Genomic DNA, 13,089 nt, shown 5'->3' on the forward strand with positions numbered 1-13,089 from the left:
TTTTATGGAAAATCTGCTTTCACTCTGGCAAAGTACCGGTTTATATAATTTTACTGGTGGCCAGGCTTTTATGATGCTGGTTGGCTTTTTGTTATTGTTTCTGGCTATTAAGAAAGGTTTTGAACCTTTACTGTTATTGCCAATAGGCTTTGGCGCTATTTTAAGTAACATTCCGGTTGCCGGTATTGCCGAAGAAGGCGGTCTTTTATACTACCTTTATTTTGGTATCAAAACCGGGATATTCCCGTTGCTTATTTTTATGGGTGTCGGGGCAATGACTGATTTTGGTCCCATGCTCGCAAATCCCAAAACTCTCTTGTTAGGTGCTGCTGCACAATTCGGTATTTTTGCTTCGTTGTTGGGTGCGTTGGCGCTTAATATCATACCCGGATTGGAATTCAGTTTAAGAGATGCTGCTGCCATTGGTATTATTGGTGGTGCTGATGGCCCTACCGCTATTTATGTAGCCTCAAAATTGGCCCCGGATTTATTGGGAGCCATTGCCGTAGCTGCTTATTCTTATATGGCGTTGGTGCCTTTAATTCAGCCGCCGATCATGCGGGCTTTAACGACAGAAGACGAGCGCAAAATTGAAATGAAGCAAATGCGTGCGGTCAGCAAAACGGAAAAAATTATTTTTCCCTTAATGTTGTTGGTTCTTTCCATCTTGTTGCTGCCGTCTGCTACGCCCCTGATTGGTATGTTTGCGCTGGGTAATTTGATGAATTCTTGTGGTGTTGTTGAGCGCTTGAGTCAAACGGCACAAAACGAATTGATCAATATTGTCACTATTTTTTTGGGGCTGGCAGTAGGCTCAAAATTGAGCGCAGAAGCTTTCTTGCAAATTGAAACACTGGGTATCCTGGCTTTGGGTGCGGTGGCTTTTTCTATTGGTACCGCTACCGGTGTTATCATGGCAAAAATCATGAATAAATTCAGTGATACGCCGATTAATCCATTAATTGGTGCTGCCGGCGTATCTGCAGTCCCTATGTCTGCGAGGGTTGTCAATAAGGTAGGGCTGGAGAGTAATCCACATAATTTCTTGTTGATGCACGCCATGGGCCCTAATGTTGCCGGTGTCATTGGTTCAGCGGTAGCTGCCGGGGTTTTACTCAGTTTGGTTAAGTAAATTTACGCACTATTTAGTTTGATAGTCATTAATCCCGCTCGCCATGAACGGGATTAATGATAGATTAATGGTACTTTTTGGATAATCTCACCCGCGTATATTTACGCTCACGCTAGCTTATTTTTATACGCCAGAAATTTTGAGGATATAAAGACATGCTGGACATCTTACAAATCCCTGTTTTAACTGATAACTATATTTATCTGCTTCACGACCCGGTATCGGGAGAAACTGCCGTCGTTGATCCTGCTCTTGCACAACCGGTTTTGAATGTTCTTGATGAAAAAGGCTGGCGTCTTACTTATATTTTAAATACCCATCATCATTGGGATCATGTGGGTGGTAATCTCAAGCTTAAGCAAAAAACCGGCTGCCAAATTATTGCTGCACAAGCAGACCGGGAGCGAATTCCTGGAATTGACAGGGGCGTTAGTGAAAACGATATCATTTCACTGGGTCAGCATCAGACCAAGGTTATTGCAACACCAGGTCATACCAGTGCGCATATTGTTTATCATTTTGCCAAAGATGGGGCGCTGTTTTGCGGGGATACTTTATTTGTTATGGGTTGCGGTCGGTTATTTGAGGGAACATCTGAGCAAATGTGGACTTCATTACAAAAATTAAAGGCTTTGCCATCAGCAACCCAAATTTATTGCACCCACGAATACACCCAGGCAAATGGACAGTTTGCTTTAAGCGTTGAACCAGATAATAAGTACACACAGAAAAAAATGCTTGAAGTGGCGCAATTGAGATTGATGAATCAATCCACAGTGCCTTCGACTATCGGGGAAGAAAGGGCAACCAATCCGTTTTTTAGGGAAGACAGTCTCAGTATACAAAAAAAACTGGGGTTGGAAGGGCAATCATCGGTAAGTGTCTTTACAGAGCTACGGAAACGTAAAGATTCGTTTTAAGTAGAATGGGTAGAGCAACGCGAAACCCATAACATCGGTGGTTGATTTAGATGGGTTTCGGCTATCACCTCTACCCATCTAACTGTTAGTATGGAAAATGTTAGCCTTTAGGTCGCATATGCGGGAACAATAATACATCACGAATTGACGGCGCATCCGTAAACAACATCACCAGACGATCAATACCAATGCCTTCGCCTGCTGTTGGCGGCATGCCGTGTTCCAGCGCGACGATATAATCGGCGTCAAAATGCATGGCTTCATCATCACCGGCTTCTTTTTCTTCCACTTGTTTTTGGAAGCGCGCAGCCTGGTCTTCAGCATCATTTAACTCGGTAAAACCGTTGGCAATTTCACGGCCGCCGACAAAAAATTCAAAGCGATCGGTCACATGCGGGTTGTCGTCATTACGTCGTGCCAGTGGCGATACTTCAACGGGATAGGCGGTAATAAAGGTCGGATTCATCAAACGACTTTCTACCGTTTTTTCAAAAATCTCGATTTGTACTTTACCTAAACCGTAACCTTCCTTAACAGGAATATGCAGATTTTCAGCAACTTTAACGGCTGCTTCACGAGTTTCAAGATTACTGGCGCTCAGGTCAGGGTTGAAGTGCAGGATTGACTCAACTACCGTCATGCGATCAAAAGGCTTACCAAAATCGTATTGCTCGCCCTGATAAGTCACCTCTGTTTGACCAAGAACTTCTATGGCAATACCGCGTAACATCTCTTCGGTTAAATCCATTAAGTCCTGATATTCAGCGTACGCCTGATAAAACTCCAACATGGTAAATTCAGGGTTATGACGTGTTGATAAACCTTCATTTCTAAAGTTACGATTAATTTCAAATACCCGTTCAAAACCACCGACAACCAGGCGTTTCAAATATAACTCAGGGGCGATACGCAAAAACATATCCATGTCCAGTGCGTTATGAAAGGTCGTAAAAGGTCTTGCCGTTGCTCCGCCCGGAATTACCTGCATCATGGGCGTTTCAACTTCCAGAAATTGACGTTCAATCAGGAACTGACGTATATAGGCAACGACTTTTGAGCGTATCAGAAACGTATTGCGCGATTGCTCGCTCATAATCAAATCCAGATAACGCTGCCGGTATTTGATTTCCTGATCGGCAATGCCATGAAACTTTTCAGGCAATGGACGCAAAGCTTTGGTTAACAAACGAATATCGTCAACCTTAATACTAAGTTCACCAGTTTGGGTGACAAACAATACTCCTTCTGCACCGATAATATCGCCAATATCCCATTTTTTAAACTGTTCGTTATAAAAGCCTTCAGGTAAAGTGTCTCTGGTGACATAAAGCTGAATTTTGCCGGACATATCCTGAATATGCGCAAAACTGGCTTTGCCCATTACCCTGCGAGTCATAATCCTGCCTGCCAGTTTTACCCTGACGGGATCTGCTTCCAGTTGTTCTTTTGTTTTTTCGCCGTATTCGGCTAACAGCTCACCGGCAACGACATTGCGGCGAAAATCAGTAGGGAAAGGGATGCCGCCATTGGCACGCAACTCATTTAATTTGCTGCGGCGTTGTTTAATTTGTTCTTGTTCGTCTTGTTGAATTTCTGACATGGTTTTTAGGTATCAAAATAATAGAATTAAAAAATGTTCGTTCTTCATTACTTTCGCGATGCAAGAGCACGGCGGCGAGAAAATTGTTGTTTACAGAATGGGCGGATTTAAGTGCGTGGCATGATTCACGATTAATGTGCATCAAAGCGATCAGTCTGTCTTGTAAAGTGATATCGGCCTACAACCCGCTCTTCAAACTGGCTTCAATAAACTGATCCAGATCGCCATCCAAAACGGCTTGGGTATTACCTGTTTCCACACCGGTGCGTAAATCCTTAATACGTGATTGGTCCAGTACATAAGAACGGATTTGACTGCCCCAGCCGATATCGGATTTGGTATCTTCCAAGGCTTGAGCTGATTCACTGCGTTTGCGCATTTCCAGTTCATATAATTTGGCTTTTAATTGCTTCATCGCAGTGGCACGATTTTTATGCTGCGAGCGATCGCTTTGGCATTGCACAACAATTCCGGTTGGGTTATGAGTCATACGCACGGCGGATTCGGTTTTGTTAATATGCTGGCCACCAGCGCCGCTGGCACGATAAACATCGACGCGCACATCGGCTGGATTAATGTCGATGTCAATATCATCATCAATTTCCGGCGATACAAACACTGAAGCAAAAGAAGTGTGACGTCGGTTGCCTGAGTCGAAGGGTGATTTTCTAACGAGACGATGAACACCGGTTTCGGTGCGCAACCAGCCAAAGGCGTATTCACCTTCAAAGCGAATAGTGGCACTTTTAATGCCCGCAACATCGCCTTGTGATTCTTCAATGAGTTCTGTTTTAAAGCCTTTGCGCTCACCCCAGCGTAAAAACATCCGCTCAATTATCGAGGCCCAGTCTTGTGCTTCTGTCCCGCCGGAACCCGACTGTATATCCAAAAAGGCATTGTTGGGGTCCATTTCACCTGAAAACATGCGTCGAAATTCAAGGGCGGTCACCCTTTTTTCGAAATAGGCCAAATCATTAATAACGGTATCAACGGTTTCTTCATCATCTTCGTCAATTGCCATCATCAGCAATTCTTCGGCATCTGCCAAGCCGCGTTCCAGGTCATTAATGGTATTAACAATAACTTCCAGTTGCCCGCGTTCTTTCCCTAATGTTTGAGCCAGTTCAGGATTATCCCAAATTTTGGGATTTTCAAGTTCCAGTAATACTTCGACCAAGCGTTCATGCTTTACATCAAAGTCAAAGATACCTCCTAAGGGCATCACCACGGGTTTTTAGGTCAGCTATTTTATTTTTAATCGGGTTTATTTCTTGCATGGGGGTATTTTAACCAATGACAATCGATAACAAGCGTTACATAAAGAACACTGATCGATGAAAACTTTAAAAAGAGGTTGATTATAAACCATAAGCCGGTTGGGTTCATGCAGAACTTGGCAATAGAAAACATTTAATAATTAATTCAATAGATTATCAGCCTGCGATGGTTTTTAATTGTAAATTGAGATGAACAGGTTTTTGTCGCAGCTTGAAAAATCGGCTCCCTACATCTTTAATTTAAGATAAAATACAAAGATAAATGCGATCCATGAGCAAATTTATTAAGAACTACCAAGCTAATAGCAGTAGTTTGTTCGGTAAGTTTTTCCAAACAGATTCATTAACACAGGAATATACGATGAAGATAGTGGCTTTGTACAGCATCAAAGGTGGTGTTGGTAAAACCTCAAGCGCAGTCAATTTGGCGTTTATTTCTGCGTGTAAAGGTTATCGTACATTGGTTTGGGATTTGGATCCACAGGGAGCCAGTAGCTATTATTTTCGTATCAAGCCCAAGTTAAAAGGCGGCAGTAAAGATTTAATTGCCGGCAAACGTGATCTGGAAGGGCTGATTAAAGGGACTGATTTTGAAAATCTGGATTTGTTACCGGCAGATTTTTCTTTCAGAAATCTGGATTTGGTTTTGGATACCAAGAAAAAACCGACCCAACAACTTAAAAAATTGCTTAAGCCGCTAGCAGCAGAGTATGATTTTATTTTTTTGGATTGTCCGCCCAATATTTCCTTATTATCAGAAGCCGTGTTTGAAGCGGCTGATATTTTAATGTCGCCCATTATTCCTACTACATTATCTTTAAGAACACTTGAGCAATTAAAAGAATTTATTAAAGATAATAAATTGGATAATCTGGTATTGATCCCGTTTTTCTCTATGGCCGATCGTCGTAAAAACATGCACAAGGACATTATGGAAAATTTGGCTCAAAGTCATCCGGAAATTTTAAATACCGCGATTCCTTACTCCAGTGATATTGAACGTATGGGACTGGAACGTATGCCGTTGGGTGGTTTTATCAATAAAAGTCGCTCTACCGAGGCTTATAATGATTTGTGGCAGGAAATGATGGATCGCGTTGGTGGATAAGCGGCCAAAATCAGCCGAGCCGTTATGATCTCAATTATTCAACGGGTAACCACAGCAAAAGTCACTGTCAATAACCAAGACATAGGCTGGATAGCGACGGGAATTATGGCGCTGGTGGCTGTAGAAAAAGAAGATAGCCAAAAAGATGCCGAACGGTTGCTGGAGCGTATCCTTAATTATCGGATTTTTGCTGACGATAATGACCGTATGAATCTCAGTTTAAGAGATATCAATGGCGGTTTGTTACTGATCCCGCAGTTTACCTTGGCAGCAGATACCCAGACAGGTAATCGGCCAAGTTTTATTTCCGCAGCTGCACCGGAAAAAGGCCGGGAACTGTTTGGTTATCTGCAAGATTTTGCGACAACAACGTATTCCAATGTCCAGTTTGGTGAGTTTGGTGCCGATATGCAGGTATCGCTGATCAATAATGGTCCTGTCACTTTTACTCTGAGAACATCAACAAGTCATCGGTAAGCACAGTCTTTGTTGAGGTATTTAGCAGACTTAGACAGTTTAAAATGTCTAAAAATAACCGTTTTGTTGGCTTGTAACATTACTTTCATTTGCTTTTGCTAGCATTGATACAGTGTTGATATTTGTCCGGTAGCCGGTTTTACAGGATTATCAATAAATTTCCTCTTGTCGGTAATGCCATCACAAAAGTTTGATTATGATTAATAACAGCTATCGAACCATCTGGATCTCTGATTTGCACTTGGGTTCTACCCAATGCCAAGCCGACGTATTGCTTGATTTTCTAAAGTACAATGACAGTGAAAAGCTTTATTTGGTTGGCGATATTATTGATTTTTGGTCGCTTTCCAAAAAAATGTATTGGCCGCGAGATCATAACACCGTTATTCAAAAGCTCTTGCGCAAGGCCAGGCATGATACCCAGGTTATTTATATACCGGGTAATCATGACGAAAATGTCCGGGATTATGATAACCATGTTTTTGGTGATATCGTCGTTAAAAATTCTGATATACATATTACCGCAGACGGCAAGAAATTTTTGGTTATTCATGGCGATGAATACGACACTATTGCGCAGTGTTATAAGTGGCTTGCCAAAATAGGTAGCGAAGGCTATGACTTTTTAATTTGGATCAATCGCTTTCTGCGAATAATTCGGCGTTGGTTTGGTTTGCAATCAAACTTTTCCCTGGCTGCCTATGTTAAGTTTAAAGTCAAAAACGTGGTACAGTTTATTTCTGATTACGAAGAAAGTATTGTCAGTACCATTAAAGACCGGGATCTGGATGGTGTGATTTGTGGACATATACACCATGCAGAAATGAAGAAGATAGGAGCTTTTTTATATATTAACACCGGAGATTTTGTGGAAAGTTGTACCGCCATTGTGGAGCATTTCAACGGAACGTTGGAACTGGTGCATTGGCAGAAGATGGAATTTCCCCGCATCGATAATGAGATTCCGGAAGTTAATATGCTTGGATAAATCTCAGTCATAGTAATGTATGCCCAATACATGAGTTACAAAACTCATGATACAACTCATCATGGTTTCTGATGCCTGGCTTCCTGGCTGGAATCAGTATGTTTCCGGCACTGGTTGAAGCCTTTTTATAATCGAACAGGTAAATCAATTGTCGCGCTGTTATTTTTTAGAGAAATTTATGCCTAAACCGATTACCCCTTTGCTTGCTGCGGATGTCATTATTGAGCTGACCGATTACCCCGGCCGTCCTATTGTATTAATTGAACGTGCCAATCCACCTTACGGCTGGGCAATTCCTGGTGGGTTTGTTGATCTGGGTGAAATTATCGAACTGGCTGGTGTGCGCGAAGCACAGGAAGAAGTCGGGTTGGATGTCACTCTGCTTGCCTTGCTGGGAATTTATTCTGATCCAGCCCGCGATTCGCGTGGGCATACGGTGACCGCGGTTTATGTTGCTGAGGCAGCGGGAACACCGGTAGCCGCTGATGATGCCAAAAATTGTCGTCTGTTTTTGCTTAATGAGCTGCCTGAGTCTTTGGCGTTCGATCATGCTCAAGTACTTGCTGACTATAAAAAATACCGGGAAACCGGTCAGGTAGCAGCGCTACGCGAAAACCCGTTTCGGGATTCAAATAGCGTAAACAAGCCGGTTATGCATTGATAAAAAAAGTTTATATCCGTTGATACTTTTTGAGTTTAGTGTCCAAACGGAACCGGGGCAACTTCGGCTCCGTTTGGATAAGAGCTTAAATTCAGAACGAATTTAAACAGCCATTTTACGTCTTTGCAGACCCAAATAACCCATCAAAGCGCTACCAAATAACCAGGCGGCGGCAGGTAAAGGTACTGGAGCAACAGTCGATGAAGCGGTAAAGGTGTATTGACGTGATCCTGGTGTTGTAGTGATACAGCTTGCACTGTCATCAGGACAAACACCACCCAAACCAATAAGATAATAACCGGCTTTTAATCCATAAAGGTCAAGCGTTGCGTTGCTTCCTGCACTTGCTGCGCCACCCGTCAGATAGGGCGAACTGGTATTCCAGGCTCCACCGTTGGCAACCACATCGCCATCGCCATTAGTAAAGCTTAAGCCATTTTGCGCATAACCTACCCAACCATTATGTCCACTAACTACATTGCCAATAAGATCATTGGTAGTGATGCCATTATCGCCAGGTCCGCGAACCTGATTGTATTCATGAAAGCCCCCGCCTTCGACAGTCGCAGCAGTGCCACTTGTCCAAAGCGTGAAGCCGCCAGTGTTTAACGGTTGAGATGTACCGCGACCTGCCAGTTTAAATTCGACATTAAAAGTAGTTCCTGCGGTGATGTCGGCAGCAGAGCCCACTTGCAGTTTAAACCAGTCAGCAGTATGAACCCAGCCAAAGTTGACTTCTGCACCATAATCTGACCAGGATTTGAAAGGTGTTGCATCGTCTCTGCTAATGGTAGTTCCTGTAAAAGTTCCTAATGATGTCGCGCTAAAGGCATTAGCTTGTAATGAGACAGCCGAGAGTGTTGCCAGGCCAAGAATGCCAATAATCGCTTTATTAAGTTGTTTTTTGTTCACGGTTGTATCCTTCTGATGGTTATTAATAGTTACTGCCGCATCGACTGCCATTTCTGGAAACAATAGGCACTTCAATTTTAATTTAAGCAGCAATAGCCGTTTTACGACGGCCATAACCAACCAAACCAATTAATGCACTACCAAACAACCATACAGCACCAGGAACCGGAACTGCTGATGCGGTTACTATGTTACCGTAACGGGCAGTAAGGGACGCTTCCAAAGCCATTCTGTATTGACCGCCTTCAGCGCTTTGATCGCCAACCACGATGGTGTATTCGCCTTCAGTACCTGGAGCATTACGTGTCAGTCCTGACAGCGCAAGACTAAGACCAATATCTTGACCAATAGAGCTTGCAGTTACAGTGCCTAACAAGTTCATACCCAGCAGACCGGGGCCTTGTGCCCAACCTTGGTACAATGAAAATGCCAATTGGCCGATACCGGTAAACAATGGGTCGTCACCAACCGTAATGTTTAAATAATTAACAGTCGGCATTAAATTGCCTTCCGGATTGCCTGTACCGCTGCTGACATGCATATTACCGAAAGACAAACCGGTATTGGTGTCGGATACGCCGGCGGCCCAAGAATTAGCACCCGTTGAAATTGATGTTAGAGCAAGATCTGTAGGGTTAGCGGCGTTATTGTTGTATTTATAAGTCTGACCTAGCAACGAATCACCTACCACTGGAGTCGCGCCGCCAAAAGTGCCGCCGAGATTAGCGGTAGTAACGCCACCAGGATTGGTAGTGGCGTTATAAGCAGTACCATAAACACCGGTTTGAATTACACGCTTATTGCTTATGCTGTGGATACCTAAATAACCGATTGAAGAGACAGTCGCATCATTAGGTAACCAAGGCGTAATTGCCCCATTTGTCCAAACGGGGTTGGCACCGGTACCGCCCGCATTAAGAGAGGCATGAGCCTGTACCGCTGGAGATGCAATCAGAGTGCCTAAAATGGTTAGAGAGGCCGTCAATAAGTTTATTTGTTTCATTTGATATCCTTTTTACTGTTTATATTAAATTGATTAATTGATAACAGTAATGTTCTCAGCGTTACCTTAAAGATTAAGGAAAACACCAAGATCCTCCCCATTACTTTAGGAGGCGGCCCGGCCTTCTTAAATTTGTATTAAGAACCGTGACTTTCCGGCCCCGCCTCGCGACGGGTGTGGCTGGTTGCTAGACGTATTGCCAAAATATCAACAGCGTTTTTATCTAGTTGTTACTTAATTTAGCAATGCCTGTGCCATTATCTATAAATTGGTAGTATATTTTTCTATGGAGTCTGTAATAGATTGATTAAAAGCAAGTATATGTTTTTTGTTTTTTATGGAAAGGTATATTCAGGGGAGTTATTATTTTTAGGAGAAATTCTCACCCGGATAAGCAATTTTTAACCAACATATTGAATGTAATACTATTATCAGACCAAAGCACCGGGTTTATAGGCAGGATTACTGTAATGGTCTATAAAATAACTGTGTTATATAACGCATTTGTAATGCGTTATATAACACAGTTTAATCAAAATTTTCTGATAGGGCTTGATTAAATATTAATATACTCAATGGGTTATGAGGAAAATGTGGTTAGGCTTCTGATTGCGGATCAAGGATGTTAATGTTAAGGTAATGATTAGAATGTCGATTTTCGCTGGAAAAAGAAAGAGTTGTTAATCGATATCCAATGGTAAACCTGATGTTTTTGGTACCTCCATTTTTACATCAGCTCGATTTTTTTTAAGTTAATTGCCACTTATCCATGATAAAAACCTCCATTGCCAAATTTGCTCAACCGATAACAGGTATTGATAGTCCCAAAAATTTCCGGGTGGGACGTAATGATCCTTGCCCTTGTGGCAGCGGAAAAAAGTTTAAGGCTTGTTGTGTTCAGGTTGGCGATATCGTTAAACAAACAAAATCTTCCGATATTGCCGGATGGTTACAAAATGCCCGGTTAGCAATCTCGCGTGGTGACTTTGACACTGCCGAGTGCTGGTTTCGGCAAGTACTTGTGATCAAGCCCAAGCATGCCGAAGCGTTGGCCGGTGTTGGACAAAAACTTTGCTGGCAGCGCAAGCATCGGGAAGGTTTAACGTATCTTCGGCAAGCGGCGGCACAAGTAGAAAAGGAATCTGTGAAAAGTCGTGATATTGCCCAGTTACTGGAATTGTCAGGACAACTGCAACACTGGGGCGATCTGGAGGCAGCACTTAAACTGGCGCAACTGGCGGTACGTCTGATGCCCCAATCTCCTGTTGCGCAAAATACGCTGGCAATGTGTTTGAGTCGTATCAATCGTGTTGATGAAGCATTGCTGGCTTCGCATAAGGCTTGTCAATTATTGCCGAATGATCCGGGATGTAATACGTTGTTGGCTATTTTGGATGCCCGGCAAGGGCAGTTGGATGCGGCTAGTGCAAGGCTGATGAGGATTACCGAAGCTCCTCACCAGCCACCGCTGATTGCGCGTGCCTATTTGGAACTGGCCACGGTCTTGGATAAACAACAGCAATACGACGCTGCATTTACGGCGCTGAATCAAGCTGCCGTCTTGCATCAAGCTTTGCCGGAAGTTAGTAAAGTAAACAAAGAGGCTATTTTTGATAGTATTGCCAAAAACAAGGCGGGGTTTGATAAGGCGTTATTGACGCGTTGGTCACTGGAAGACTTACAGGTAGATGCCTTGCCGGTACCGTCATTTTTGTTTGGTTTTTTACGTTCAGGTACCACTCTCACCGAGCAAATATTGGCTGCGCATCCGGCGGTGTTTACCTCGGACGAAAATGAATTAATTTTTGAGTTAACCCAAGAGTTGGCAAAGCTCACCGGCGTGGTCAATGATATACCGCAAGCCCTGCATGCTTGTGGTGTTAACGAGATTCGGCATTTGCGCCGATTATACTGGCAACGTGTTGAAGAAGAATATGGTAGTGTTGCACCATGCAAACGGTTTATCGATAAAGTGGCTCTTAATAGTATTGATGCCGGATTTATCAGTACTGTCTTTCCCGAAGCAAATATTTTGTTTGCTTTGCGAGACCCTCGCGATGTATGTTTAAGCTGTTTTATGCAGCCGTTTACAGCATCCCGAGCGACGGTTAACTTGTTGTCCTTGAAGGGTATTGCCCGCCAGTATGGGGCTGTTATGGATTTGTGGTTATACTTGCGAGAAAATATTCAGCCTGATTACCTGGAACTACGCTATGAAGATACGGTGAGCGATTTTGAAACAACTTATCGACGGGTCTTTGATTTATTGGGAGTGGATTGGCGACCGGAGGTCTTGGAATTTCATCAACGTGCCCAGGGACGTTATATTGCGACCCCAAGTTTTTCTGCGGTTAGTCAACCGCTATATACCAGTGCAGTCGCCAGATGGCATAGGTATGAAGAACATCTGGAAGGCATTTTTCCGGAGTTGCAGCGTTTTATTGATGTTTATGGTTATTCTGGGTCTTGAAATAATATTCAGAGATTTTCATACCACTGCGTCATTCTTGCCGGAATGACGCAGTTTGTTGCCAGCAAAACAGTTTGTTAACCAAGGCAGTTAATTTACCAGTTACTATTTTTATCTATCCATCTCAAGCTTAACCAGTACCAGGCAGCCATAGGCAGCATCATGGCAAACCAACTCCAGTCATCGATTAAAAACAATTTACTGACCCAGCCATCACCGTTAAAGTACATCGCCCAAGGTACACAGTAAAAACTGAATGCCAGACTGCTCCATAGCAGTATCAGTGCGCCTTTGCGTGTTTCAATACTGGAAAATGCCAAAAATACCCAAAGTGGGGTGGTATCAGTTTTTTTCATGGGTAATTTCTCTTAAACTAGAATTTATGGAATAACTAAAAAATAAGCCGGTTAATAGATAGGGAAGTCTATATCTTATAAAAATTTCGTATTAAGTGTTTTAAAAATGTAGTGCTCCGGTTAACAGGATGTTTTACGCATAATGCCACAAAAATTATGGCACTGCCGGTGTTTAATAGTTCGGC

The 13,089-nt window shown here is 43.0% G+C and carries 12 protein-coding genes and 1 riboswitch; of the genes, 7 read left to right on the top strand and 5 right to left on the bottom strand.

Annotated elements, in window-relative coordinates:
• The first annotated feature begins 4 nt into the window (after positions 1-4).
• Entirely contained in the window at positions 5-1,132 is a 1,128-nt protein-coding gene (locus KKZ03_RS09480; protein WP_243221245.1) for a sodium ion-translocating decarboxylase subunit beta, read from the top strand.
• Positions 1,133-1,287: 155 nt separating this feature from the next.
• Positions 1,288-2,052, top strand: coding sequence for a hydroxyacylglutathione hydrolase (gloB, locus tag KKZ03_RS09485; RefSeq protein WP_243221246.1), 765 nt, complete (start codon positions 1,288-1,290; stop codon positions 2,050-2,052).
• A gap of 100 nt (positions 2,053-2,152) precedes the next feature.
• Here the strand turns inward: gloB and lysS are convergent, their stop codons facing one another.
• A complete protein-coding gene (gene lysS / locus KKZ03_RS09490) occupies positions 2,153-3,652 on the bottom strand; it encodes a lysine--tRNA ligase (RefSeq protein ID WP_305852374.1) in 1,500 nt (499 codons plus the stop codon).
• Between the two features lie 178 nt (positions 3,653-3,830).
• A protein-coding gene (gene prfB, locus KKZ03_RS09495; protein ID WP_243221247.1) for a peptide chain release factor 2 occupies positions 3,831-4,929 on the bottom strand; the annotation gives its coding sequence in 2 pieces (ribosomal slippage) (positions 3,831-4,853 and positions 4,855-4,929; 1,098 coding nt in all).
• A gap of 271 nt (positions 4,930-5,200) precedes the next feature.
• Between prfB and KKZ03_RS09500 the strand changes: the two genes are divergently transcribed.
• The 4 genes from KKZ03_RS09500 to KKZ03_RS09515 all read left to right on the top strand — a co-directional run bounded on the left by KKZ03_RS09500 (position 5,201) and on the right by KKZ03_RS09515 (position 8,163).
• Positions 5,201-6,037 carry a ParA family protein gene (locus tag KKZ03_RS09500; RefSeq protein WP_243221248.1) on the top strand — a complete coding sequence of 279 codons (837 nt, stop codon included), beginning with the start codon at positions 5,201-5,203 and terminating at the stop codon, positions 6,035-6,037.
• 24 nt (positions 6,038-6,061) lie between these two features.
• Positions 6,062-6,514 carry a D-aminoacyl-tRNA deacylase gene (gene dtd, locus KKZ03_RS09505; protein ID WP_243221249.1) on the top strand — a complete coding sequence of 151 codons (453 nt, stop codon included), beginning with the start codon at positions 6,062-6,064 and terminating at the stop codon, positions 6,512-6,514.
• 196 nt (positions 6,515-6,710) lie between these two features.
• Positions 6,711-7,502 (top strand): UDP-2,3-diacylglucosamine diphosphatase, encoded by a 792-nt coding sequence (locus KKZ03_RS09510; protein WP_243221250.1) that lies wholly within the window; start codon positions 6,711-6,713, stop codon positions 7,500-7,502.
• A gap of 178 nt (positions 7,503-7,680) precedes the next feature.
• Entirely contained in the window at positions 7,681-8,163 is a 483-nt protein-coding gene (locus KKZ03_RS09515; RefSeq protein ID WP_243221251.1) for an NUDIX hydrolase, read from the top strand.
• A gap of 102 nt (positions 8,164-8,265) precedes the next feature.
• Here KKZ03_RS09515 and KKZ03_RS09520 read toward each other — a convergent pair whose 3' ends face one another.
• Positions 8,266-9,075, bottom strand: a complete 810-nt coding sequence (locus tag KKZ03_RS09520) for a hypothetical protein (protein WP_243221252.1) — start codon at positions 9,073-9,075, stop codon at positions 8,266-8,268.
• 82 nt (positions 9,076-9,157) lie between these two features.
• The gene (locus KKZ03_RS09525) at positions 9,158-10,078 is read right to left on the bottom strand and encodes a hypothetical protein (RefSeq protein ID WP_243221253.1); all 921 of its coding nucleotides are present in this window, start codon (positions 10,076-10,078) and stop codon (positions 9,158-9,160) included.
• A gap of 108 nt (positions 10,079-10,186) precedes the next feature.
• Positions 10,187-10,269: riboswitch (cyclic di-GMP riboswitch) on the bottom strand.
• Positions 10,270-10,847: 578 nt separating this feature from the next.
• Between KKZ03_RS09525 and KKZ03_RS09530 the strand changes: the two genes are divergently transcribed.
• The gene (locus tag KKZ03_RS09530) at positions 10,848-12,548 is read left to right on the top strand and encodes a sulfotransferase (RefSeq protein WP_243221254.1); all 1,701 of its coding nucleotides are present in this window, start codon (positions 10,848-10,850) and stop codon (positions 12,546-12,548) included.
• 95 nt (positions 12,549-12,643) lie between these two features.
• Here KKZ03_RS09530 and KKZ03_RS09535 read toward each other — a convergent pair whose 3' ends face one another.
• Positions 12,644-12,904 carry a hypothetical protein gene (locus tag KKZ03_RS09535; protein ID WP_243221255.1) on the bottom strand — a complete coding sequence of 87 codons (261 nt, stop codon included), beginning with the start codon at positions 12,902-12,904 and terminating at the stop codon, positions 12,644-12,646.
• Positions 12,905-13,089: the final 185 nt, after the last annotated feature.

Source organism: Methylobacter sp. S3L5C, assembly GCF_022788635.1.
Classification (GTDB): Bacteria; Pseudomonadota; Gammaproteobacteria; order Methylococcales; family Methylomonadaceae; genus Methylobacter_C.